This window comes from Escherichia sp. E4742, from assembly GCF_005843885.1.
In the GTDB taxonomy this organism is placed as follows: domain Bacteria; phylum Pseudomonadota; class Gammaproteobacteria; order Enterobacterales; family Enterobacteriaceae; genus Escherichia.
The window spans coordinates 2,489,561-2,512,996 of record NZ_CP040443.1; the positions used below are offsets into that span (position 1 = coordinate 2,489,561).

Annotated in this window: 22 protein-coding genes; 14 read left to right on the plus strand and 8 right to left on the minus strand. The window is 51.5% G+C overall.

Annotated elements, in window-relative coordinates:
• Positions 1–60 precede the first annotated feature (60 nt).
• Entirely contained in the window at positions 61–270 is a 210-nt protein-coding gene (locus FEM44_RS12100; RefSeq protein WP_001030602.1) for a CsbD family protein, read from the plus strand.
• Between the two features lie 41 nt (positions 271–311).
• On the opposite strand, the gene zur is transcribed toward FEM44_RS12100, so the two are convergent.
• Positions 312–827, minus strand: coding sequence for a zinc uptake transcriptional repressor Zur (gene zur / locus FEM44_RS12105; RefSeq protein ID WP_000416266.1), 516 nt, complete (start codon positions 825–827; stop codon positions 312–314).
• 155 nt (positions 828–982) lie between these two features.
• Between zur and dusA the strand changes: the two genes are divergently transcribed.
• Both dusA and pspG read left to right on the plus strand, forming a co-directional pair.
• Positions 983–1,978 carry a tRNA dihydrouridine(20/20a) synthase DusA gene (gene dusA, locus FEM44_RS12110; protein WP_130224280.1) on the plus strand — a complete coding sequence of 332 codons (996 nt, stop codon included), beginning with the start codon at positions 983–985 and terminating at the stop codon, positions 1,976–1,978.
• A gap of 132 nt (positions 1,979–2,110) precedes the next feature.
• A complete protein-coding gene (pspG, locus tag FEM44_RS12115; protein WP_000891404.1) occupies positions 2,111–2,353 on the plus strand; it encodes an envelope stress response protein PspG in 243 nt (80 codons plus the stop codon).
• A gap of 163 nt (positions 2,354–2,516) precedes the next feature.
• Here pspG and FEM44_RS12120 read toward each other — a convergent pair whose 3' ends face one another.
• Positions 2,517–3,500, minus strand: coding sequence for a quinone oxidoreductase (locus tag FEM44_RS12120; protein ID WP_135523531.1), 984 nt, complete (start codon positions 3,498–3,500; stop codon positions 2,517–2,519).
• A gap of 82 nt (positions 3,501–3,582) precedes the next feature.
• Here FEM44_RS12120 and dnaB point away from each other — a divergent pair, with 82 nt between their 5' ends.
• The gene (gene dnaB / locus FEM44_RS12125; RefSeq protein ID WP_135523532.1) at positions 3,583–4,998 is read left to right on the plus strand and encodes a replicative DNA helicase; all 1,416 of its coding nucleotides are present in this window, start codon (positions 3,583–3,585) and stop codon (positions 4,996–4,998) included.
• Between the two features lie 35 nt (positions 4,999–5,033).
• Here dnaB and FEM44_RS12130 read toward each other — a convergent pair whose 3' ends face one another.
• Positions 5,034–5,594, minus strand: coding sequence for a DUF3828 domain-containing protein (locus FEM44_RS12130; protein ID WP_135523533.1), 561 nt, complete (start codon positions 5,592–5,594; stop codon positions 5,034–5,036).
• A 126-nt stretch (positions 5,595–5,720) separates the two neighbouring features.
• Here FEM44_RS12130 and alr point away from each other — a divergent pair, with 126 nt between their 5' ends.
• The 5 genes from alr (at position 5,721) to FEM44_RS12160 (ending at position 10,187) form a co-directional block, all read left to right on the plus strand.
• Positions 5,721–6,800, plus strand: coding sequence for an alanine racemase (gene alr / locus FEM44_RS12135; protein ID WP_130218569.1), 1,080 nt, complete (start codon positions 5,721–5,723; stop codon positions 6,798–6,800).
• A 253-nt stretch (positions 6,801–7,053) separates the two neighbouring features.
• Positions 7,054–8,247: an aromatic amino acid transaminase gene (tyrB, locus tag FEM44_RS12140; RefSeq protein ID WP_135385193.1), complete on the plus strand. Its 1,194-nt coding sequence runs from the start codon at positions 7,054–7,056 to the stop codon at positions 8,245–8,247.
• Positions 8,248–8,586: 339 nt separating this feature from the next.
• Complete coding sequence (gene aphA, locus FEM44_RS12150; protein ID WP_130205816.1) at positions 8,587–9,300, plus strand: acid phosphatase AphA; 714 nt, start codon at positions 8,587–8,589, stop codon at positions 9,298–9,300.
• A 110-nt stretch (positions 9,301–9,410) separates the two neighbouring features.
• A complete protein-coding gene (locus tag FEM44_RS12155; RefSeq protein ID WP_138159004.1) occupies positions 9,411–9,827 on the plus strand; it encodes a secondary thiamine-phosphate synthase enzyme YjbQ in 417 nt (138 codons plus the stop codon).
• Between the two features lie 3 nt (positions 9,828–9,830).
• Positions 9,831–10,187, plus strand: a complete 357-nt coding sequence (locus tag FEM44_RS12160; protein ID WP_130218565.1) for an MmcQ/YjbR family DNA-binding protein — start codon at positions 9,831–9,833, stop codon at positions 10,185–10,187.
• A 207-nt stretch (positions 10,188–10,394) separates the two neighbouring features.
• Here FEM44_RS12160 and uvrA read toward each other — a convergent pair whose 3' ends face one another.
• On the minus strand, positions 10,395–13,217 hold the full coding sequence (uvrA, locus tag FEM44_RS12165; RefSeq protein ID WP_135523534.1) for an excinuclease ABC subunit UvrA: 2,823 nt from the start codon (positions 13,215–13,217) through the stop codon (positions 10,395–10,397).
• 251 nt (positions 13,218–13,468) lie between these two features.
• On the opposite strand from uvrA, the gene ssb1 reads away from it, so the two are divergent.
• Positions 13,469–14,005, plus strand: a complete 537-nt coding sequence (ssb1, locus tag FEM44_RS12170) for a single-stranded DNA-binding protein SSB1 (protein ID WP_000168309.1) — start codon at positions 13,469–13,471, stop codon at positions 14,003–14,005.
• Positions 14,006–14,103: 98 nt separating this feature from the next.
• Here the strand turns inward: ssb1 and FEM44_RS12175 are convergent, their stop codons facing one another.
• Positions 14,104–14,385 carry a YjcB family protein gene (locus FEM44_RS12175; protein WP_130224293.1) on the minus strand — a complete coding sequence of 94 codons (282 nt, stop codon included), beginning with the start codon at positions 14,383–14,385 and terminating at the stop codon, positions 14,104–14,106.
• A 438-nt stretch (positions 14,386–14,823) separates the two neighbouring features.
• Here FEM44_RS12175 and FEM44_RS12180 point away from each other — a divergent pair, with 438 nt between their 5' ends.
• Positions 14,824–16,410 (plus strand): EAL domain-containing protein, encoded by a 1,587-nt coding sequence (locus FEM44_RS12180; protein WP_135523535.1) that lies wholly within the window; start codon positions 14,824–14,826, stop codon positions 16,408–16,410.
• A gap of 2 nt (positions 16,411–16,412) precedes the next feature.
• Here FEM44_RS12180 and soxS read toward each other — a convergent pair whose 3' ends face one another.
• Positions 16,413–16,736 (minus strand): superoxide response transcriptional regulator SoxS, encoded by a 324-nt coding sequence (soxS, locus tag FEM44_RS12185; protein ID WP_000019357.1) that lies wholly within the window; start codon positions 16,734–16,736, stop codon positions 16,413–16,415.
• Positions 16,737–16,821: 85 nt separating this feature from the next.
• Here soxS and soxR point away from each other — a divergent pair, with 85 nt between their 5' ends.
• From soxR to FEM44_RS12200, 3 genes are all read left to right on the plus strand, one after another.
• The gene (gene soxR, locus FEM44_RS12190; protein WP_000412432.1) at positions 16,822–17,286 is read left to right on the plus strand and encodes a redox-sensitive transcriptional activator SoxR; all 465 of its coding nucleotides are present in this window, start codon (positions 16,822–16,824) and stop codon (positions 17,284–17,286) included.
• A 543-nt stretch (positions 17,287–17,829) separates the two neighbouring features.
• Positions 17,830–19,179, plus strand: coding sequence for a guanine/hypoxanthine transporter GhxP (gene ghxP / locus FEM44_RS12195; RefSeq protein ID WP_130205830.1), 1,350 nt, complete (start codon positions 17,830–17,832; stop codon positions 19,177–19,179).
• A gap of 149 nt (positions 19,180–19,328) precedes the next feature.
• Complete coding sequence (locus FEM44_RS12200; protein ID WP_130205832.1) at positions 19,329–20,978, plus strand: Na+/H+ antiporter; 1,650 nt, start codon at positions 19,329–19,331, stop codon at positions 20,976–20,978.
• Positions 20,979–21,060: 82 nt separating this feature from the next.
• Here the strand turns inward: FEM44_RS12200 and actP are convergent, their stop codons facing one another.
• Together actP and FEM44_RS12210 are read right to left on the minus strand one after the other, a co-directional pair.
• A complete protein-coding gene (actP, locus tag FEM44_RS12205) occupies positions 21,061–22,710 on the minus strand; it encodes a cation/acetate symporter ActP (protein WP_000832548.1) in 1,650 nt (549 codons plus the stop codon).
• On the minus strand, positions 22,707–23,021 hold the full coding sequence (locus FEM44_RS12210; protein ID WP_001337746.1) for a DUF485 domain-containing protein: 315 nt from the start codon (positions 23,019–23,021) through the stop codon (positions 22,707–22,709). Before FEM44_RS12210 ends, actP begins: the two co-directional genes overlap by 4 nt.
• Positions 23,022–23,436: the final 415 nt, after the last annotated feature.

Consider the following 23,436-nt stretch of genomic DNA (forward strand, 5'->3'; position numbering starts at 1 on the left):
CCACGTTCAGAAGAAAAGTGAGCGTACACTCATTCACCACCTAACGATGAGGATTTGAATATGAATAAAGACGAAGTCGGCGGTAACTGGAAACAGTTCAAAGGTAAAGTGAAAGAGCAATGGGGCAAACTGACCGATGATGACATGACGGTCATTGAAGGTAAGCGTGACCAGTTAGTGGGTAAAATCCAGGAACGTTACGGTTACCAGAAAGATCAGGCAGAGAAAGAGGTTGATAGCTGGGAAAAACGCCATGATTACCGCTGGTAATTAATCCCTCCTGCCCGACGTGTACAAGGATGTACGCCCTCTTAACGAGGTTTCTTTTTCACCTGAATAGAGTGGTCATGATGGCACTGTTCAGGATGACGACACGCTTCCACTTCTACACATGCTGAACATAATCCATGCGCTTCAATCACATTATGGCGCAGGGCAAAACCCATTTTTGCCGCCAGCGTATGCATGATGTCTTCCACACCTTCCGCACATTCTTCTTTCACTGCGCCGCAGCGATCGCAAATAAACATGGCTGAAGTATGCGTAGGCTGATCGAACAGATGGCACAGCACATAGCTGTTGGTGGATTCAACCTTATGCACAAAACCTTGTTCAAGCAGAAAATCGAGCGCGCGATAAACCGTCGGCGGCTTGGCTTGGGGCTCGGCTTCGCGCAGCAAATCAAGTAGATCGTAGGCGCTGATAGCCCCTTCTTGCAGGCTCATAAGGCGCAGCACTTCGAGACGTTGCGGAGTCAGGCGCACATTACGCTGCGCGCAGAGTTTTTCAGCCTGCGCCAATAACTCTTGCGTTGTGGTCTTTTCCATTGTGCACCTCGAAAGTGGGGTTAAGAATGTCCTTACTTTACCATAATTCTCACTTAAACGCCGACAACCGGGCGTCGAAGCTGCCACATTGCCTGATCGCATATTCGTTATGCTATAGTAGCGCCCCCAATTCATCAGGTGCTTAAAAAATCGCCATGTCAGCAGAATCACAAACCGCTTATCCCGCATACCGTTTCTCTATTGCTCCTATGCTCGACTGGACGGACAGACACTGCCGTTATTTCCTGCGTCTGCTTTCCCGCAATACGTTGCTCTATACCGAAATGGTGACCACAGGGGCGATTATTCACGGTAAAGGTGATTACCTGGCATACAGTGAAGAAGAGCATCCGGTGGCGTTACAGTTGGGCGGTAGCGATCCGGCGGCGCTGGCGCAGTGCGCGAAGCTGGCAGAAGCGCGCGGATATGATGAGATCAACCTGAATGTCGGCTGCCCGTCAGACCGGGTACAGAACGGCATGTTTGGCGCGTGCCTGATGGGGAATGCGCAACTGGTGGCTGACTGCGTAAAAGCGATGCGCGATGTAGTGTCGATTCCAGTGACGGTGAAAACGCGTATTGGCATTGACGACCAGGACAGCTATGAATTTCTCTGTGATTTTATCGACACCGTTTCCGGCAAAGGCGAATGCGAGATGTTTATCATCCACGCGCGTAAAGCCTGGCTCTCCGGTTTAAGCCCAAAAGAAAACCGTGAGATCCCGCCGCTCGATTACCCGCGTGTCTATCAACTGAAGCGTGATTTCCCGCATCTGGCTATGTCAATTAACGGCGGTATCAAGTCTCTGGAAGAGGCTAAAGCACACCTGCAACATATGGATGGCGTGATGGTCGGGCGTGAAGCGTATCAAAACCCAGGCATTCTGGCGGCGGTGGATCGAGAGATATTTGGTTCCTCGGATACCGATGCCGACCCGGTGGCAGTGGTGCGCGCCATGTACCCGTACATTGAGCGTGAACTCAGCCAGGGAACTTATCTGGGCCATATCACCCGGCATATGCTGGGGCTGTTCCAGGGGATTCCCGGCGCGCGTCAGTGGCGGCGGTATTTAAGTGAAAATGCTCATAAAGCGGGCGCTGACATTAACGTGTTGGAACACGCGCTCAAACTGGTGGCTGATAAGCGTTAATTTTCACCACAAAGTAGTCAAATTCACCACGCCCTGCGCTTCGACGCGGGGCGTTTTGTTGATAAATCAATATGTTATTTCTGGCATGATTCTTGTAAAGCCAGCAAGAGATTTCATTTTTGGGAGAACATCATGCTGGAACTACTTTTTGTGATTGGCTTTTTTGTCATGTTGATGGTCACTGGCGTTTCATTGCTGGGCATTATCGCTGCGCTGGTTGTGGCGACGGCCATTATGTTCCTCGGCGGTATGCTGGCATTGATGATTAAGTTGCTGCCGTGGCTGTTATTGGCGATTGCGGTAGTGTGGGTGATCAAGGCGATTAAAGCACCAAAAGTGCCGAAATATCAGCGTTATGACCGCTGGCGTTACTAAGGGATTGTGCGGATGATCACAACCTCAGGTTTTATCCTTAGAACAAAATAGGAATTGATAATCAAATCTGTCACTATTGCGCGTCAAACAAATTCATCGAGCTGTACCCTACATACAGCCGAACTATAAAAGAAAGGGCTTCCCAGGTGGAAGCCCAATTTCTTTATGGAATCAGTAAGCTGGAACCCTGCGTCGCCCGGCTTTCCAGAATCTCATGCGCACGCCGCGCATCCTTCAGCGGGTATTTCTGATGTTCTGCGACATCCACTTTAATTACACCGCTGGCAATCAAAGAAAACAGTTCATTACTGGCTTCGGTTAACTCATCCCGCGTAGTGATATAGCCTTGCAGGGAAGGGCGTGTCACATACAGCGAGCCTTTCTGATTGAGAATGCCTAAGTTCACACCCGTCACTGCGCCTGATGAGTTGCCAAAACTGACCATTAAACCGCGACGTTGCAGGCAATCCAGCGACCGTTCCCAGGTGTCTCTGCCCACGGAATCGTATACCACACGCACTTTCTTGCCGTCGGTGATCTCTTTTAATCGTTCGACCAGATTCTCTTCGCGATAGTTAATCACCTTCCACGCGCCTGCTTTTAAGGCGCTTTGCGCTTTTTGCGCGCTGCCGACGGTGCCAATAAGTTTTGCCCCTAAGGCTTTTGCCCACTGACAGGCAATTAAGCCAACGCCGCCAGCAGCCGCATGGAACAGGAACTGTTCGTCAGGTTTGATTTCATACGTTTTGCGTAGCAGATAATAAACCGTTAAGCCTTTCAGGAATGATGCGGCGGCTTGCTCAAAAGAGATCGCCGCGGGCAGAATTGCGGCTTTATCGGCATTGACGTTATGCACAGAACTGTAAGCCCCTAACGTTGACTGCGCATAAACCACGCGATCACCCGCTTTAATATGCTTCACGCCGCTGCCGACTTTGCTCACGATGCCAGCCGCTTCTGTGCCTAATCTGCTGGGTAGCGATGGCGGCGGATAAAGGCCGCTGCGGATATACGTGTCGATAAAATTAATGCCAATGGCTTTATTTTCGACCTGGATTTCATTCTCTGCCGGATCGACAGGAGTAAACTCCACGGCTTGTAGTACTTCCGGGCCACCGTGCTTGTGAAATTCAATTCGTGTTGCCATGTGTCCTCCAGAACGTATCGTCAGGGTCTGCTTCATATGGTAAAGTTTCGACCCATTCTTTATCTCGGTAACTCCATTCACTATGGCAGGAAATAAACCCTTCAACAAACAGCAGGCTGAACCCCGCGACCGCGATCCACAAGTTGCCGGGCTGAAAGTACCTCCGCACTCGATCGAAGCGGAGCAGTCGGTGTTGGGCGGTTTAATGCTGGATAACGAACGCTGGGACGATGTAGCCGAGCGTGTAGTGGCAGATGATTTCTATACCCGTCCGCACCGCCATATCTTTACCGAAATGGCGCGTTTGCAGGAAGGCGGTAGCCCGATAGACCTGATAACTCTGGCGGAATCGCTGGAGCGCCAGGGGCAACTTGATAGCGTCGGTGGTTTCGCTTATCTGGCAGAGTTGTCAAAAAATACGCCAAGTGCGGCGAACATCAGCGCTTATGCTGACATCGTGCGCGAGCGCGCCGTTGTCCGCGAGATGATCTCGGTTGCGAATGAGATTGCCGAAGCCGGTTTTGATCCGCAAGGGCGCACCAGTGAAGACCTGCTCGACCTTGCTGAATCCCGCGTCTTTAAAATTGCCGAAAGTCGCGCCAATAAAGACGAAGGGCCGAAGAACATTGCCGACGTGCTTGACGCCACCGTGGCGCGTATTGAGCAACTGTTCCAGCAGCCGCACGATGGCGTTACCGGGGTAAACACCGGCTATGACGATCTCAACAAAAAAACCGCTGGCTTGCAGCCGTCGGATTTGATCATCGTCGCGGCGCGTCCGTCGATGGGTAAAACGACATTTGCGATGAACCTCGTCGAAAATGCGGCGATGTTGCAGGATAAACCGGTGCTTATCTTCTCGCTGGAGATGCCATCGGAACAGATTATGATGCGTTCTCTGGCATCGCTGTCGCGCGTTGACCAGACCAAAATCCGTACCGGGCAGCTGGATGATGAAGACTGGGCGCGTATTTCCGGCACGATGGGCATTTTGCTCGAGAAACGTAACATCTATATTGATGACTCCTCCGGTCTGACGCCAACGGAAGTGCGCTCGCGCGCGCGTCGTATTGCCCGTGAGCACGGCGGCATCGGGCTTATCATGATCGACTACCTGCAGCTGATGCGTGTGCCGTCACTTTCCGACAACCGTACGTTGGAAATTGCGGAAATCTCCCGCTCGCTGAAGGCGCTGGCAAAAGAACTGAATGTGCCGGTGGTGGCCCTGTCCCAGTTGAACCGTTCTCTGGAACAACGTGCCGACAAACGTCCGGTCAACTCCGACTTGCGTGAATCCGGCTCCATCGAGCAGGATGCGGACTTGATCATGTTTATCTATCGTGATGAGGTTTATCACGAGAACAGTGATTTGAAAGGCATCGCGGAAATTATTATCGGTAAACAACGTAACGGCCCAATCGGGACGGTACGCCTGACCTTTAACGGTCAATGGTCGCGCTTCGACAACTACGCGGGGCCGCAGTACGATGACGAATAATATTTCGGCCAGTTAGTTAAACACTGGCCGAAATATTATTCCGCCGGACGTTCAATCCCGTTTTTTAACCACTCTTTAAGGGTCAAAACCGGGTTATCGTAGTCGTCATGAAATGTGACATTGTCGATACGCCAGCAACCATCTTCAGCGGAACGAACCATTAACGCTTCGTCCTGCCAGGCCTTTTTATCGTCAACAGTAAAATGAAAGTTAAGCGCAATAGTGGCGCTTTTATCGGCGGGCGTATACGCAGGCGGCAATGTTACGCCATCAAACTTTTCATATCCCACATCCGAGGGGTAAGACGTAAAGATAATCCCGTCACCAAAAGTGGGTTTGGCGGTTGGATCGATGGCGTAGTCGCGTCTGTTTCTGTCATACGCGCCAACAATAAGTTGATAAAGCGAGGGAGTGAGGTATTTCTGAAAAAAGGCCAGACGGTCTTTTTCACTTTTAAAGCCGGTATCAGAAAAAACATAGGTTGAATAAAATTTAGCAGCTACGGCGTCTGGTGTATGTGCTGGACAATCCCCGATGGCAGAAGGCGTTACACCTGAAAACAGCAGGAAAAAGAAAACAAATTTTATCTTTGTCATGGCTGAAAATCCGATATCATCTTGCCGTTAATAAGCCCATCCCTGGATGTGGAATAGCATACTCTGGTCATATCTGTTTAGCGAGGTTTTGCGCTTGTGGGCAGAACCTGAAAAAAAGGAATACAAATGCAAGCGGCAACTGTAGTGATTAACCGCCGCGCTCTGCGACACAACCTGCAGCGTCTGCGTGAACTGGCCCCCGCCAGTAAACTGGTTGCGGTGGTGAAAGCGAACGCTTATGGTCACGGTCTTCTTGAAACCGCGCGAACGCTTCCTGATGCCGACGCCTTTGGCGTAGCCCGTCTCGAAGAAGCCCTGCGGCTTAGAGCAGGGGGCATCACGCAACCTATATTGTTACTGGAAGGCTTTTTTGAAGCAGACGATCTGCCGACGATCTCCGCTGAACATCTGCATACCGCCGTGCATAACGAAGAACAGCTTGCTGCTCTGGAAGAGGCCAGTCTGGAGGAGCCAGTTACCGTCTGGATGAAACTCGACACCGGTATGCACCGACTGGGCGTGTTACCGGAACAAGCTGAGGCGTTTTATCAACGTCTTACGCAATGTAAAAACGTCCGTCAGCCGGTGAATATTGTCAGCCACTTTGCTCGCGCTGATGAGCCAAAATGCGGCGCGACTGAGAAACAACTCGATATCTTCAATACCTTTTGCGAAGGCAAACCCGGCAAACGTTCAATCGCCGCATCGGGTGGAATTTTGTTATGGCCGCAGTCGCATTTTGATTGGGTGCGCCCGGGCATCATTCTTTACGGCGTGTCACCGCTGGAAGATGGCTCCACCGGTGCTGATTTCGGTTGCCAACCAGTGATGTCATTGACCTCCAGCCTGATTGCCGTGCGTGAGCATAAAGCGGGTGAACCGGTAGGCTATGGCGGCACCTGGATTAGCGAGCGCGATACCCGCCTTGGCGTGGTGGCGATGGGCTATGGCGATGGCTACCCGCGCGCCGCGCCGTCCGGTACGCCAGTGCTGGTTAATGGTCGTGAAGTGCCGATTGTCGGTCGCGTGGCGATGGATATGATCTGCGTAGATTTAGGTCCACAGGCGCAGGATAAAGCCGGGGACCAGGTCATTTTATGGGGTGAAGGTTTGCCCGTAGAGCGTATCGCAGAAATAACAAAAGTGAGTGCTTACGAACTTATCACGCGCCTGACGTCAAGGGTCGCGATGAAATACGTGGATTAATCGTTCTGTAATAGTTGATTGTCTGTGCCGGATGCGGCGTGAATGCCTTATCCGGCACGTAATATCTTGTAAATTCAATAAATTGATATTCTCGCATAGGCCTGATAAACGTCATGCATCTGGTGGTTTTGCGTTTGTCATCAGTCTTACCCTCTGGTTAATTGCCGTTCGTCGCTGAACATCCTCTCGATCTTCGCCATCTTCCGGTTTATTGTGTTTTAACCACCTGCCCGTAAACCAGGAGAACCATCGCGTGTTTCAAAAAGTTGACGCCTATGCTGGCGACCCGATTCTTTCGCTTATGGAGCGTTTTAAAGAAGACACTCGCAGCGACAAAGTGAATTTGAGTATCGGCCTGTACTACAACGAAGACGGGATTATTCCGCAACTAAAAGCTGTCGCGGAAGCGGAAGCGCGTCTGAATGCACAACCTCATGGCGCTTCGCTTTATTTGCCGATGGAAGGGCTGAACAGTTATCGCCATGCCATTTCGCCGCTGCTGTTTGGCGCTGACCATCCGGTGCTACAACAACAGCGTGTGGCGACCATTCAGACGCTCGGTGGTTCGGGGGCATTAAAAGTAGGCGCTGACTTCCTGAAACGCTACTTCCCGGAATCAGGCGTCTGGGTCAGCGATCCCACCTGGGAAAACCATGTGGCAATATTCGCGGGGGCTGGATTTGAAGTGAGTACTTACCCCTGGTATGACGAAGCAACCAACGGCGTGCGTTTTAATGACTTGTTGGCGACGCTGAAAACATTACCTGCCCGCAGCATTGTGCTGCTGCATCCGTGCTGCCATAACCCAACGGGCGCCGATCTCGCCAACGACCAGTGGGACGCGGTGATTGAAATTCTCAAAGCACGCGAGCTTATCCCATTCCTCGATATTGCCTATCAAGGATTTGGTGCCGGTATGGAAGAAGATGCCTATGCCATTCGCGCGATCGCCAGCGCCGGATTACCTGCTCTGGTGAGCAATTCATTCTCGAAAATTTTCTCCCTTTACGGCGAGCGTGTTGGCGGTCTTTCTGTGGTGTGTGAAGATGCCGAAGCCGCAGGCCGCGTACTGGGGCAGTTGAAAGCAACAGTACGTCGCAACTACTCCAGCCCGCCAAATTTTGGTGCGCAGGTGGTGGCTACGGTGCTGAATGATGCGGCGTTAAAAGCTAGCTGGCTGGCAGAAGTGGAAGAAATGCGTACCCGTATTCTGGCGATGCGTCAGGAACTGGTGAAGGTATTGAGTAAAGAGATGCCAGAACGCAATTTTGATTATCTGCTTAAGCAGCGCGGCATGTTCAGCTATACCGGTTTAAGCGCTGCTCAGGTTGACCGACTGCGTGAAGAGTTTGGTGTTTACCTGATTGCCAGCGGCCGCATGTGTGTTGCCGGACTTAATGCACAAAATGTGCATCGCGTGGCGAAGGCGTTTGCAGCCGTGATGTAATGTCGTTAGCAGGTGGTTAAACAGCCGCCTGCTCAATTTTAACTTGTTGATATAATTAGTATCATTGAGAATAGAGAGAAGGAAATATTCTACCCCTCATATAAAGCCGCTCACTTCTGGTAAGCGATATTAACCACGGACTAAATGGATATACCTACTCCATGGATAGACATTAAGCTATTAAAAAACACGAACTTCTCTCATGTGATCCTGCTCCCTTTCTCTAACAAAACCGCAGATAATCCTTTCTTTCCCCCGCTGCTGGCGTTATGGTCAGATGGTTTTTTCAACAAATCTCACAATAAAAAGTTTTAACTTACTGACTATTTAGGGAAAAATATGCGCAAGATCACACAGGCATTGAGTGCCGTTTGCTTATTGTTCGCTCTAAACAGTTCCGCTGTTGCCCTGGCCTCATCACCTTCACCGCTTAATCCGGGTACTAACGTAGCCAAACTCGCTGAACAGGCGCCAATTCATTGGGTTTCAGTCGCCCAAATTGAAAACAGTCTGGCAGGACGCCCACAGATGGCAGTTGGGTTTGATATTGATGACACTGTTCTGTTTTCTAGCCCTGGATTCTGGCGCGGCAAAAAAACGTTCTCGCCAGAAAGCGAAGATTATCTAAAAAACCCGGCATTCTGGGAAAAGATGAACAACGGTTGGGATGAATTCAGTATTCCAAAAGAGGTCGCGCGTCAGCTAATTGATATGCATGTCCGCCGTGGCGACACCATTTTCTTTGTGACAGGTCGTAGTCCTACGAAAACTGAAACAGTGTCAAAAACGCTGGCTGATGACTTTCACATTCCTGCAACCAGTATGAACCCGGTGATTTTTGCGGGCGATAAAGCAGGACAAAATACAAAAACGCAGTGGCTACAGGATAAAAATATCCGAATTTTTTATGGTGATTCCGATAACGATATTACCGCTGCGCGTGATGTTGGCATCCGTGGCATCCGCATTCTACGAGCCTCTAACTCTACCTACAAACCCTTGCCACAAGCGGGTGCATTCGATGAAGAGGTGATCATCAATTCAGAATACTGATAAGTCGGGAGAGCGCCTGACTCTCCCGAATGCTGTTTTTTTAATCACACCTTTATCCTTTCGCTGTCTTGCTGCAAACTGATTAAGAGAGTTTTATCAAGGAGCAGCACATGTGGTTTCAAAAGACGCTCACGCTTAGCGCTAAATCTCGAGGGTTTCATTTGGTAACGGATGAAATCCTGACTCAACTAGCTGATATGCCGCGAGTTAATGTCGGTTTACTGCACCTGTTGCTGCAACACACCTCCGCCTCTCTGACACTTAATGAGAATTGCGACCCCACAGTACGCTATGACATGGAGCGTTTTTTCCTACGCACCGTTCCCGACAACGGAAACTATGAGCATGACTATGAAGGGGCAGACGATATGCCTTCTCATATCAAATCCTCGATGCTGGGGGTATCGCTCGTATTGCCAGTGCATCAGGGGCGTATTCAGACCGGCACCTGGCAGGGAATATGGTTTGGGGAACATCGCATCCACGGCGGTTCGCGTCGCATCATCGCGACACTACAAGGGGAGTAAAAAATGACCATTTCGGAGTTGCTACAATATTGCATGGCAAAACCAGGCGCAGAACAGAGTGTGCATAGTGACTGGAAAGCAACGCAAATCAAAGTGGAAGATGTGCTGTTTGCGATGGTGAAAGAAGTGGAAAATCGCCCAGCGGTTTCGCTGAAAACCAGCCCTGCGCTGGCCGAGCTTTTGCGACAGCAGCATAGCGATGTTCGTCCCAGTCGGCATCTGAACAAAGCGCACTGGAGCACTGTTTATCTCGATGGCTCGTTGCCAGATTCGCAAATCTATTATTTGGTCGATGCGTCGTATCAGCAGGCGGTGAATTTGCTGCCGGAAGAAAAACGTAAATTGCTGGTGCAACTCTGAAAGGAAAAGACCGTTCAGCAAGCGGCCTGAGAATGATGACAAACGCAAAATTGCCTGATGCGCTACGCTTATCAGGCCTACGTAATCCCTGCAATATATTGAAATTGCATGTTTTTGTAGGCCGGATAAGGCGTTCATGCCGCATCCGGCAAGAACAAAGCGCACTTTGTCAATAATCTGAGGCCGCTCAGAAAGCGGCCTTAACGATTACAGCATCGGCTTGAGGAAGCGTGCCGTGTGTGATGCTTCGCACTCCGCGACGGTTTCTGGCGTACCGGAGACGAGGATCTCGCCGCCACCGCTGCCGCCTTCCGGCCCCAGGTCGACAATCCAGTCGGCGGTTTTGATTACGTCGAGATTGTGCTCAATCACCACAATGGTGTTGCCCTGATCGCGCAGTTTATGCAGCACGTCGAGCAGTTGCTGAATATCGGCGAAGTGCAGGCCGGTAGTCGGCTCGTCGAGAATATACAGCGTCTGCCCGGTGCCGCGTTTTGACAGCTCACGCGCCAGCTTCACGCGCTGGGCTTCACCGCCGGAAAGCGTGGTTGCGGACTGCCCGAGGCGGATATATGTCAGGCCAACGTCCATCAACGTTTGCAGCTTACGCGCCAGCGCCGGTACGGCATCGAAGAACTCACGCGCCTCTTCGATGGTCATATCCAGCACTTCGTGGATGGTTTTGCCTTTGTACTTAATCTCCAGCGTTTCACGGTTATAGCGTTTACCTTTGCACTGGTCGCACGGTACGTAGATATCCGGCAGGAAGTGCATCTCCACTTTGATCACGCCGTCGCCCTGACAGGCTTCGCAACGACCGCCACGGACGTTAAAGCTGAAACGTCCTGGCGTATAACCGCGCGCGCGGGATTCCGGTACGCCCGCAAACAGTTCACGTACAGGCGTAAACACGCCGGTATAGGTCGCCGGGTTAGAACGCGGAGTACGACCAATCGGGCTTTGGTCGATATCGATGACTTTATCGAAATGCTCAAGTCCCTGAATATCGCGATATGGTGCCGGTTCGGCGATGGTCGCACCATTCAACTGACGTTGGGCAATCGGGAACAGCGTGTCGTTAATTAGCGTGGATTTACCGGAACCTGAAACACCTGTAATGCAGGTAAACAGACCGACTGGCAGTGTCAGCGTCACGTCTTTCAGGTTGTTGCCACGCGCGCCTGTCAGCTTCAACACTTTTTCCGGATTCGCCGGAACGCGTTTCTTCGGCACTTCAATCTTGCGTTTACCGCTCATGTACTGCCCGGTCAACGACTCTGGCACTGCCATAATCGCTTCCAGCGGACCTTCCGCGACCACTTCACCGCCGTGTACACCAGCGCCCGGGCCAATGTCGATCACATGGTCAGCGGCGCGAATCGCGTCTTCATCGTGCTCCACCACAATCACGGTATTACCGAGATCGCGCAGATGGATAAGTGTACCCAGCAGGCGTTCGTTATCGCGCTGATGCAGGCCGATAGACGGTTCATCCAGCACGTACATCACACCAACCAGGCCCGCGCCAATCTGGCTCGCCAGACGGATACGCTGGGCTTCACCGCCGGAAAGTGTTTCTGCCGAGCGGGAAAGTGTCAGATAGTTCAGGCCGACGTTAACGAGGAATTTCAGGCGATCGCCAATCTCTTTGAGGATTTTTTCCGCAATCTTCGCCCGCTGACCAGCGAGTTTGAGATTGTTGAAAAACTCCATCGCATGACCAATGCTCATGTCGGAGATAGCAGGCAGCGGCGTATTCTCGACATACACGTGGCGTGCTTCCCGACGCAGACGTGTTCCGTCGCAGCTGGTACACGGGCGATTGCTGATAAACTTGGCTAACTCTTCGCGTACCGCGCTGGATTCCGTCTCTTTATAACGGCGCTCCATATTGTGCAGCACGCCTTCGAACGGATGACGACGAATGGAGGTATCGCCGCGATCGTTCATGTATTTGAATTCAATGTTTTCTTTGCCAGAACCGTACAACACCACTTTATGCACGTTCGCGCTCAGGCTGCCCCACGGCGCTTCGACGTCGAACTTATAGTGATCTGCCAGCGATTTCAGCATCTGGAAGTAATAGAAGTTGCGGCGATCCCAGCCGCGGATCGCACCGCCAGCCAGCGACAGTTCCGGATTCTGGATCACGCGATCGGGATCGAAATATTGCTGTACGCCGAGGCCATCACAGGTCGGGCAGGCCCCCGCCGGATTGTTAAACGAAAACAGACGCGGTTCCAGTTCACGCATACTGTAGCCGCAAATCGGACAGGCGAAGTTGGCGGAGAAAAGCAGTTCTTCCGCTTTTGGATCGTCCATATCAGCGACGACCGCTGTACCGCCAGAAAGCTCCAGCGCCGTTTCAAACGACTCAGCCAGACGTTGGGTAAGATCGTCACGCACCTTGAAGCGATCAACCACCACTTCAATGGTGTGTTTCTTTTGCAGCTCCAGTTTCGGTGGATCGGAAAGATCGCAGACTTCGCCATCTATGCGTGCACGGATGTAGCCCTGACTTGCCAGATTCTCCAGCGTTTTCGTGTGTTCGCCTTTGCGCTCTTTAATAATCGGCGCCAGCAGCATCAGACGTTTACCTTCCGGCTGCGAAAGCACGTTATCCACCATCTGGCTGACGGTTTGCGCCGCCAGCGGAACATCGTGGTCCGGGCAGCGCGGCTCACCGACGCGAGCGTACAGAAGACGCAAATAGTCGTGGATTTCGGTGATTGTCCCCACCGTAGAGCGCGGGTTATGAGACGTCGATTTCTGTTCAATTGAGATGGCAGGAGAAAGCCCCTCAATATGGTCGACATCCGGCTTTTCCATCAGTGACAGAAATTGCCGCGCGTAGGCGGAAAGGGATTCAACGTAACGACGCTGCCCTTCGGCATATAAGGTGTCGAAAGCGAGCGAGGATTTGCCAGAACCCGAAAGCCCGGTCACGACAATGAGTTTGTCGCGGGGGATAACGAGGTTGATGTTTTTGAGATTATGGGTGCGGGCGCCCCGAACTTCGATCTTATCCATTCACCTTTCCCGGATTAAACGCTTTTTTGCCCGGTGGCATGGTGCTACCGGCGATCACAAACGGTTAATTATGACACAGAATGACCTGAATGAATATACAGTGTTGGAATGCAAAACCCAGAGCGCTATGTAACAATGTTTGACCAGAATTGTTTAGCGGAACCGAGGTCACAACATAGTAAAACCGCTATTGGTAATGCTACAATCGCGCGTTTACACTTATTAGAACGTTTTTTTCAGGAGACATGAACATGGCCAGCAGAGGCGTAAACAAGGTTATTCTCGTTGGTAATCTGGGTCAGGACCCGGAAGTACGCTACATGCCAAATGGTGGCGCAGTTGCCAACATTACGCTGGCTACTTCCGAATCCTGGCGTGATAAAGCGACCGGCGAGATGAAAGAGCAGACTGAATGGCACCGCGTTGTGCTGTTCGGCAAACTGGCTGAAGTGGCCAGCGAATATCTGCGTAAAGGTTCCCAGGTTTATATCGAAGGTCAGCTGCGTACCCGCAAATGGACCGATCAATCCGGTCAGGATCGCTACACCACGGAAGTGGTGGTGAACGTTGGCGGCACCATGCAGATGCTGGGTGGTCGTCAGGGCGGTGGCGCTCCGGCTGGCGGTAACGTCGGTGGCGGTCAGCCGCAGGGCGGTTGGGGCCAGCCTCAGCAACCGCAGGGTGGTAATCAGTTCAGCGGCGGCGCGCAGTCTCGCCCGCAGCAGTCCGCTCCGGCAGCGCCGTCTAACGAGCCGCCGATGGATTTCGATGACGATATCCCATTCTGATTTTGTTTTAAAACAATAGATTATATTGTTTTAAGGTAGGTGATTAACGCATCTGCCAGGGATAAAAAAGAAGCCTCCATTATGGAGGCTTCTGCATATCACACCAAAATCATCGGCCATTGTGGCGGTGCCTGATTTGTGGCTTCCACTATTACCGACTCAATATTGTGCCAGATTGCGGCAATATCCATCATTGTGATTCCGAGCAGTCCCATCGCGAACCAGCAGGCGGAAATAACGCCCAGGCCACTACTGATCACCGCGAGCCCAACGTAATCAGACCGCCGAAAACGGATGTTGAGCGTACTTGCCAGAAACATCAGTACGGCGCTAAGAAGCTGCCAGCGAAGAAGAACCACGCCAGTGGTGAGGGTAGCCATCGAACATTTCCTCTGAAAATAACCGATGCCCTGGACAGCACGGTGTTGTTCACAGGAGGCGTGATGCACTCTGGCTATCATGGGGCTTACAAAATACCAAAATGAAACAATTAGTGTGTTTCATTATTTTTGTGAACTATATCACAATTGGTTGTTTGTTAGCCAGATAGAGTCGCTATTTTTATTAGCGTGCTTATTTTGTGGTTTTTCAGTGGCGTCGTGGAAATACAAAATATCGTACATTCCTGACTGACCCGCATTTTTAGTAAATTCTTTTTGATATCAGCGTGTTATTTTTATTAAAACAACGATTATAAAGGTATCAATTTCAAATCAGGCAAAAGTGCTATTTATACCGTAAGATTTATCTAACGTCGTCGGTGGCCAGGGTTTTCACCTTGCAATGACCAGCTATAACCAGACAGGGAATTGATAGAAATGAGTCATCGTGCACGACACAAGTTGCTGGCGTTGCCGGGCATTATCTTTGTAGCACTTCTTCCCATCATCCTGTCACTATGGATTGCCTTCATTTGGGCAAAATCAGAAGTGAACAATCAGCTTCGTGTCTTTGCCCAACTGGCGCTGGATAAATCCGAGCTGGTCATTCAACAGGCTGATTCAGCGAGCGATGAAGCGGAACGCTATCAGGGGCAAGTTTGTACTCCGGATCATCAGAAGCGAATGTTGAATATTATTCGTGGCTATCTTTATATCAATGAACTGATATATGCCCAGGATAACCGTTTTTTATGTTCTTCGCTTATCGCTCCCGCTGACGGATATATGATCGCCCCCGCGGATTATAAGCGTGACCCTGACATTTCTATCTATTATTACCGCGATACCCCTTTTTTCTCCGGTTATAAAATGACTTATATGCAGCGGGGTAATTATGTGGCGGTCATCAATCCTTTATTCTGGAGTGAGGTGATATCTGACGATCCGACGCTGCAATGGGGCGTGTATGATACGGTGACGAAAACCTTTTTTTCGTTAAGTCATCAGGCCTCGGCTGAAACGTTTACTCCGTTAATTCATCTGAATGATTTAACGGTGCAAAGAAATGGTCATTTGTATGCAATGGTACATTCAACAAAACGCCCAATAGCGGCCATTGTTGCCACTTCAAATAAACGTCTTATCGCTCATTTTTATAATCATCTTATCTTTGCTTTGCCCGCAGGTATTTTTTGCAGTCTGGTACTACTGTTACTTTGGTTCCGGATTAGCCAGGAGTACCAGTCACCCAAACGCAAATTGCAACGCGCCCTCGAAAAAAGACAGCTTTGTCTTTATTACCAGCCAATTATCGATATCAAAACAGAAAAATGTATTGGCGCTGAAGCGTTGCTACGTTGGCCAGGTGGCCAGGGGCAAGTGATGAGTCCGGCAGAGTTTATCCCATTGGCGGAAAAAGAGGGGATGATTGAGTTAGTCACTGATTATGTTATTGATAATGTATTCAGCGATCTGGGGGCGTATCTGGCAACACATGCCGATCGCTATGTTTCTATTAACCTGTCGGCCTCCGACTTTCATACATCGCGTTTAATTGCGCGAACCAATCAGAAAATAGAGCAATACGCGGTGCGTCCGCAGCAAATTAAATTTGAAGTTACTGAACATGCGTTTCTTGATGTCACCAAAATGACGCCGATTATTCATGCTTTCCGTCAGGCCGGTTATGAAGTTGCGATTGATGACTTCGGTATTGGCTACTCCAACTTACACAACCTTAATTCATTGAATATCGATATTTTGAAAATCGATAAATCGTTTGTTGAGACGCTGACCACGCACAAAACCAGCCATTTGATTGCGGAACACATCATTGAACTGGCGCATAGTCTGGGGCTAAAAACGATAGCGGAAGGGGTAGAAACCTCGGAGCAGGTTAATTGGCTGCGCAAACGCGGCGTGCGTTATTGCCAGGGCTGGTATTTTGCAAAGGCGATGCCGCCGCAAATATTTATGGAATGGACAGGGAAATTACCCGCACATGAGTTAATGTGCGGGCAATAATTCTAGATACGGTGGCGATAATCGCTGGGAGTGCGATCAAACTGCCGACGGAAAACGCGGGAAAAGGTCTGCTGCGAGACATACCCAAGATCCATTGCGATATCAAAAATAGGGCGCTCGGTGGTGCGCAACTCGACGGCAGCCAGTAACAGGCGGCGTTGACGAATGTAATCACCAAGTGTCTGATGCGTTACCGTGCGGAACATCCGCTGCAAGTACCACTTTGAATAACCTGATTTTTTCGCGACGACATCAATGTTCAGTGGCTGGTCAATATGCTCGTCAATCCATGCGATAAGATCCTGAATAATTTTCTGATGGGACATAAATCTGCCTCTTTTCAGTGTTCAGTTCGTTAATTCATCTGTTGGGGAGTATAATTCCTCAAGTTAACTTGAGGTAAAGCGATTTATGGAAAAGAAATTACCCCGCATTAAAGCCTTGCTCACCCCAGGCGAAGTGGCGAAACGCAGTGGGGTAGCGGTATCTGCACTGCATTTCTATGAGAGCAAAGGGCTGATTACCAGTATTCGAAATAGCGGCAATCAGCGACGATATAAGCGTGATGTGTTGCGATATGTGGCGATTATCAAGATTGCTCAACGTATTGGCATTCCATTGGCGACTATTAGCGAAGCATTTGGTGTGTTGCCTGAAGGGCATACATTAAGCGCCAAAGAGTGGAAGCAGCTTTCTTCGCAATGGCGAGAAGAATTAGATCGGCGCATTCATACCTTAGTGGCTCTGCGAGATGAACTGGACGGTTGTATTGGCTGCGGCTGCCTTTCGCGTAGCGACTGCCCGTTGCGTAACCCGGGCGACCGCTTAGGTGAAGAAGGTACTGGTGCGCGTTTGCTGGAAGACGAGCAAAACTAAAGCGCCACAAGGGCGCTTTAGTTTGTTTCCGGTCTTTGTCTTTCACTCTATCCCGCTGGTACACAGGAGGGTTTCCCCCGACGTCAACACACCTCATTCGAGCACGTGGTGGAGGTTCCGGTTGGTGTTGATACTTTAATTGTATGCCGCCTCCGTATCTTCGCCAGTGCAAAAAGACGTTTTTTAGCCGCAATATTTTTGCCATCTTGCACGATTTTTTACTGCAACCCTTCGCTACAAGCTACCTACAAATGCCGTAATTTTGCGCATCGACGATAACGTTTGCGCATCAATTGCCTGGTTTTTCATCGTCAATATAAGAAAAGGGAAAAAAGCAGCAAACTTAGGTTGAAAAAGCCGCTATGATCGCCGGATAATCGTTTGCTTTTTTTACCACCCGTTTTGTATGCGCGGAGCTAAACGTTTGCTTTTTTGCGACGCCCCACATTGTCGCAAACCTGGAGCAGGAAGATAACGTTTCGCTGGCAGGGGATTGTCCGCCACGCATCTTGACGAAAAATAAACTCTCAGGGGATGTTTTCTATGTCTACGCCATCAGCGCGTACCGGCGGTTCACTCGACGCCTGGTTTAAAATTTCACAACGTGGAAGCACTGTCCGTCAGGAAGTGGTTGCCGGGTTAACAACGTTTCTGGCGATGGTCTACTCGGTCATCGTCGTTCCGGGCATGCTGGGTAAAGCGGGCTTCCCACCAGCAGCAGTTTTTGTTGCGACCTGTCTGGTTGCCGGAATTGGTTCTATCGCGATGGGGCTGTGGGCCAATTTGCCGCTGGCTATCGGTTGCGCTATCTCCCTGACCGCGTTTACTGCATTCAGCCTGGTGCTGGGGCAGCATATTAGCGTTCCGGTCGCGCTGGGCGCCGTGTTCCTGATGGGGGTGCTGTTTACAGTCATTTCTGCAACGGGTATCCGTAGCTGGATTTTGCGCAACTTGCCACACGGTGTGGCGCACGGTACGGGGATTGGTATCGGCCTGTTCCTGCTGCTGATTGCTGCGAATGGTGTTGGCCTGGTCATTAAAAATCCGCTCGACGGTCTGCCGGTTGCGCTGGGTGATTTCGCCACCTTCCCGGTTATTATGTCGCTGGTAGGTTTGGCGGTGATCGTCGGTCTGGAAAAACTGAAAGTGCCGGGCGGCATTCTGCTGACCATTATCGGTATCTCGATTGTGGGCCTGATCTTCGATCCTAACGTTCATTTCTCCGGCGTTTTCGCTATGCCGTCATTGAGCGATGAAAATGGTAACTCGCTGATTGGTAGCCTGGATATTATGGGCGCGCTGAATCCGGTGGTACTGCCGAGCGTACTGGCGCTGGTGATGACGGCGGTCTTTGATGCGACCGGAACCATCCGTGCAGTCGCCGGTCAGGCGAACCTGCTGGATAAAGACGGGCAGATCATTGATGGCGGCAAAGCGCTGACCACCGACTCCCTGAGCAGCGTTTTCTCAGGCCTGGTGGGGGCGGCTCCGGCCGCGGTATACATCGAGTCTGCGGCGGGTACGGCAGCGGGTGGTAAAACCGGTCTGACGGCAATCACTGTTGGCGTGCTGTTCCTGCTGATTCTGTTCCTCTCTCCGCTCTCTTACCTTGTTCCAGGTTACGCAACGGCTCCGGCGCTGATGTATGTTGGCCTGCTGATGTTGAGCAACGTGGCGAAAATCGACTTTGCTGATTTTGTCGATGCGATGGCGGGGCTGGTGACGGCGGTATTCATTGTACTGACCTGTAACATCGTAACCGGCATTATGATCGGTTTCGCTACCCTGGTTATTGGGCGTCTGGTTTCTGGCGAATGGCGTAAGCTGAACATTGGTACGGTTGTTATCGCCGCGGCACTGGTGACCTTCTACGCGGGTGGCTGGGCTATCTAATCTTTAATAAGATTCTGAAAACGGGTGGCAATGGCTGCCCGTTTTTATTTTCTCCGTACATTGTGTGAGCTTTTGCGATATTCTGAAAAAACTGAGAATTCAGGCATAACGCCTTTCTCAAACCATAAAACATCGCAAACAGGGAACGCATGGAAATCTTCTTTACCATACTGATAATGACCCTCGTGGTTTCGCTGTCCGGGGTGGTCACTCGTGTCATGCCCTTTCAGATCCCGCTTCCGCTTATGCAAATCGCCATTGGTGCGCTACTGGCGTGGCCGACGTTTGGTTTGCATGTGGAGTTTGATCCTGAACTCTTTTTAGTTTTGTTTATCCCGCCGCTGCTGTTTGCTGATGGCTGGAAAACGCCGACTCGTGAATTTCTCGAACATGGTCGGGAGATCTTCGGTCTTGCGCTGGCGCTGGTGGTAGTCACCGTAGTCGGCATTGGCTTCCTCATTTATTGGGTAGTGCCAGGTATTCCGCTAATTCCGGCCTTTGCGCTGGCGGCGGTGCTCTCTCCGACCGATGCCGTGGCGCTCTCCGGGATTGTTGGCGAAGGGCGAATACCGAAAAAAATCATGGGCATTTTGCAGGGCGAAGCGTTGATGAATGACGCCTCCGGCCTGGTGTCGCTGAAGTTTGCCGTGGCAGTCGCGATGGGGACCATGATCTTCACTGTTGGCGGTGCGACGGTCGAATTTATGAAAGTCGCGATCGGCGGTATTCTCGCGGGGTTTGTGGTGAGTTGGCTATATGGTCGCTCGCTGCGCTTCCTGAGTCGCTGGGGCGGCGATGAACCTGCGACACAGATAGTCCTGCTGTTCCTGCTGCCGTTCGCCTCTTATCTGATTGCCGAACATATTGGCGTTTCCGGTATCCTTGCGGCAGTTGCTGCCGGGATGACCATTACCCGTTCAGGCGTGATGCGCCGTGCGCCGCTGGCGATGCGTCTGCGTGCGAACAGCACCTGGGCGATGCTGGAGTTTGTCTTTAACGGCATGGTGTTCTTGCTGTTGGGCCTGCAACTGCCGGGCATTCTGGAGACGTCGCTGATGGCGGCAGAGATCGACCCGAACGTCGAAATTTGGATGCTGTTTACCGACATCATCTTGATTTACGCAGCGCTCATGCTGGTCCGTTTCGGCTGGCTGTGGACGATGAAAAAGTTCAGTAACCGCTTCCTGAAGAAGAAACCGATGGAGTTTGGTTCGTGGACCACACGAGAAATTCTTATCGCGTCTTTTGCCGGGGTTCGCGGGGCTATCACCCTGGCTGGTGTGCTCTCTATTCCGCTGCTGTTGCCGGATGGCAACGTCTTCCCGGCGCGTTATGAGCTGGTGTTCCTGGCGGCTGGCGTCATTCTCTTCTCGCTGTTTGTTGGCGTGGTGATGCTGCCTGTTCTGCTGCAACACATTGAAGTCGCAGATCATTCTCAGCAGTTGAAAGAGGAACGCATTGCGCGCGCGGCAACGGCAGAAGTGGCGATTGTGGCGATCCAGAAAATGGAAGAGAGACTGGCGGCGGACACTGAAGAGAATATCGACAACCAGCTGCTTACCGAAGTCAGCTCTCGCGTCATCGGTAACCTGCGTCGTCGCGCCGACGGCCGAAATGACGTTGAAAGTTCTGTCCAGGAAGAGAACCTGGAGCGTCGCTTCCGTCTGGCGGCGTTGCGTTCTGAACGTGCGGAACTTTATCACCTGCGCGCCACGCGGGAGATCAGCAACGAAACGCTGCAAAAGTTGCTACACGATCTCGATCTGCTGGAAGCGTTGTTAATTGAAGAGAACCAATAACGCTTTGGCGGTGTAATCGGTAAAAAGGTGCAGTACATCGCACCTTTTTACCGTTGGTCAGGTGACCAGAGGCTAGTGGAGATTAATGCGCGCGGCCTTGCTCAACGCCAAAGCCGGTCTGGGAACGGATAAATTGCGCACGGAACAGTTCACGCTCACGCGCCCCTTCCGCTGAATTATCGGTTGCCGAGAAGAACCAGATGCCGAGGAATGCCACGCTGATTGAGAACAGCGCCGGGTATTCGTACGGGAAGATGGCTTTTTCGTGACCGAGGATCTGTACCCAAATAGTCGGGCCGAGGATCATCAGCACCACCGCAGTAATCAATCCTAACCAGCCGCCCAGCATCGCACCACGCGTGGTCAGTTTCGACCAGTACATAGAAAGCAGAATGATTGGGAAGTTACAGCTCGCCGCGATGGCAAACGCCAGACCCACCATGAAGGCGATGTTCTGATTCTCAAACAGGACGCCGAGGATAATGGCAATCACGCCGAGGATCAGCACGGTAATTTTCGATACCCGCAGCTCTTCACGTTCCGTTGCGCCTTTTTTGAATACGTTGGCGTACAGGTCGTGAGAAACCGCCGATGCACCTGCCAGCGTCAGACCTGCAACCACCGCGAGGATAGTGGCGAAAGCAACTGCTGAAATAAAGCCGAGGAACAGGTTGCCGCCCACCGCATTGGCCAGGTGAACTGCCGCCATGTTGTTACCACCAATCAGATGGCCCGCCGCGTCTTTATATTCCGGATTCGCACCGACCAACATGATCGCGCCGAAGCCGATAATAAAGGTCAGGATGTAGAAGTAGCCCATAAATCCGGTGGCGTAGAACACGCTCTTACGTGCTTCGCGGGCATCGCTGACCGTAAAGAAGCGCATCAGAATATGCGGCAAGCCAGCCGTACCAAACATCAGTCCAAGCCCCAGAGAGAGCGCAGAGATTGGATCTTTCACCAACCCGCCCGGCTTCATGATGTCGACACCTTTTGGGTGTACCGCCATCGCTTCGCTGAACAGATTGTTGAAGCTAAAGCCGACGTGTTTCATCACCATAAAGGCCATAAAGCTGGCACCGAACAGCAACAGAACGGCTTTGATAATCTGTACCCAGGTGGTCGCCAGCATGCCGCCGAACAGAACGTACATCATCATCAGCACGCCGACCAGCACCACGGCAATGTGATAGTTAAGGCCAAACAGCAGTTCAATCAATTTACCGGCGCCGACCATCTGGGCGATAAGGTAAAGCGCCACCACCACCAGAGAACCACAAGCCGAAAGAATACGAATCGGCCCTTGTTTCAGGCGGTAAGAGGCTACATCGGCAAAGGTATAGCGGCCCAGGTTACGCAGACGTTCAGCAATCAGGAACAGAATGATTGGCCAGCCTACCAGGAAGCCCAGCGAGTAGATCAGCCCGTCATAGCCGGAAGTAAACACCAGCGCGGAGATCCCCAAAAATGAGGCGGCAGACATATAGTCCCCGGCAATCGCCAGCCCGTTCTGGAAGCCAGTGATATTGCCGCCTGCGGTGTAGTAGTCATTACGAGAACGTACGCGTTTTGACGCCCAGTAGGTAATGCCGAGCGTGAACACGACGAAAATCAGGAACATAATAATCGCCTGCCAGTTTGTTGGCTGGCGCTCAACGGCCCCGCTAATAGCATCCGCGGCGTTAGCTGCGAAAGGGAGTGTGGCGGCAAGCGCCGTCAGAACTCTTTTCATGATGCTTGTACCTCATGCAGGACTTCATTATTCAGACGGTCGAATTCGCCGTTCGCCCGCCAGATGTAGATACCAGTGAGAACAAAGGAGATAACAATTACCCCAACGCCAACGGGAATACCGCGTGTGACGCTGGTGTTCGGATTCAGCGGGGTGCCCAGCCAGCCGGGCGCGAAGGCGATCAGTAAAATAAAGCTGATATAAACTGCCAGCATAATAATCGACAGTATGGTGGCAAACCGTTGCCGTTTTTCGACTAACTCCCTGAAATGCGCATTGTCTTCTATCCGCTGATAAATCGTACCATTCATCACAGATTCTCCAGAGGTAATGTAGGGATTGTTTTAATTCCCGCTCCCTTATGGGAGAAGGTTAACGCTCGGGTAACCCATAGCCTGATGCGTCTTATCAGGCCTACAGCTCTTGCCGAATGTAGGCCGGATAAGGCGTTTACGCCGCATCCGGCAATCAACGCCTGATGCGTCGCTGTCGCGTCTTATCAGGCCTACAGCCGTTGCCGAATGTAGGCCGGATAAGGCGTTCACGCCGCATCCGGCAATCAACGCCTGATGCGCCGCTGTCGCGTCTTATCAGGCCTACAGCCGTTGCCAGATGTAGGCCGGATAAGGCGTTCACGCCGCATCCGGCAACCAGCGCCGGATGCGCCGCTGTCGCGTCTTATCAGGCCTACAGCCGTTGCCGAATGTAGGCCGAATAAGGCGTTTA

Excerpts from the sequence above, each read along its gene's own strand:
- FEM44_RS12100 (WP_001030602.1), top strand. The coding sequence starts at position 61 with ATGAATAAAGACGAAGTCGGCGGTAACTGGAAACAGTTCAAAGGTAAA.
- zur (WP_000416266.1), bottom strand. The coding sequence starts at position 827 with ATGGAAAAGACCACAACGCAAGAGTTATTGGCGCAGGCTGAAAAACTC.
- dusA (WP_130224280.1), top strand. The coding sequence starts at position 983 with ATGTCAGCAGAATCACAAACCGCTTATCCCGCATACCGTTTCTCTATT.
- pspG (WP_000891404.1), top strand. The coding sequence starts at position 2,111 with ATGCTGGAACTACTTTTTGTGATTGGCTTTTTTGTCATGTTGATGGTC.
- FEM44_RS12120 (WP_135523531.1), bottom strand. The coding sequence starts at position 3,500 with ATGGCAACACGAATTGAATTTCACAAGCACGGTGGCCCGGAAGTACTA.
- dnaB (WP_135523532.1), top strand. The coding sequence starts at position 3,583 with ATGGCAGGAAATAAACCCTTCAACAAACAGCAGGCTGAACCCCGCGAC.
- FEM44_RS12130 (WP_135523533.1), bottom strand. The coding sequence starts at position 5,594 with ATGACAAAGATAAAATTTGTTTTCTTTTTCCTGCTGTTTTCAGGTGTA.
- alr (WP_130218569.1), top strand. The coding sequence starts at position 5,721 with ATGCAAGCGGCAACTGTAGTGATTAACCGCCGCGCTCTGCGACACAAC.
- aphA (WP_130205816.1), top strand. The coding sequence starts at position 8,587 with ATGCGCAAGATCACACAGGCATTGAGTGCCGTTTGCTTATTGTTCGCT.
- FEM44_RS12155 (WP_138159004.1), top strand. The coding sequence starts at position 9,411 with ATGTGGTTTCAAAAGACGCTCACGCTTAGCGCTAAATCTCGAGGGTTT.
- FEM44_RS12160 (WP_130218565.1), top strand. The coding sequence starts at position 9,831 with ATGACCATTTCGGAGTTGCTACAATATTGCATGGCAAAACCAGGCGCA.
- uvrA (WP_135523534.1), bottom strand. The coding sequence starts at position 13,217 with ATGGATAAGATCGAAGTTCGGGGCGCCCGCACCCATAATCTCAAAAAC.
- ssb1 (WP_000168309.1), top strand. The coding sequence starts at position 13,469 with ATGGCCAGCAGAGGCGTAAACAAGGTTATTCTCGTTGGTAATCTGGGT.
- FEM44_RS12175 (WP_130224293.1), bottom strand. The coding sequence starts at position 14,385 with ATGGCTACCCTCACCACTGGCGTGGTTCTTCTTCGCTGGCAGCTTCTT.
- FEM44_RS12180 (WP_135523535.1), top strand. The coding sequence starts at position 14,824 with ATGAGTCATCGTGCACGACACAAGTTGCTGGCGTTGCCGGGCATTATC.
- soxS (WP_000019357.1), bottom strand. The coding sequence starts at position 16,736 with ATGTCCCATCAGAAAATTATTCAGGATCTTATCGCATGGATTGACGAG.
- soxR (WP_000412432.1), top strand. The coding sequence starts at position 16,822 with ATGGAAAAGAAATTACCCCGCATTAAAGCCTTGCTCACCCCAGGCGAA.
- ghxP (WP_130205830.1), top strand. The coding sequence starts at position 17,830 with ATGTCTACGCCATCAGCGCGTACCGGCGGTTCACTCGACGCCTGGTTT.
- FEM44_RS12200 (WP_130205832.1), top strand. The coding sequence starts at position 19,329 with ATGGAAATCTTCTTTACCATACTGATAATGACCCTCGTGGTTTCGCTG.
- actP (WP_000832548.1), bottom strand. The coding sequence starts at position 22,710 with ATGAAAAGAGTTCTGACGGCGCTTGCCGCCACACTCCCTTTCGCAGCT.
- FEM44_RS12210 (WP_001337746.1), bottom strand. The coding sequence starts at position 23,021 with ATGAATGGTACGATTTATCAGCGGATAGAAGACAATGCGCATTTCAGG.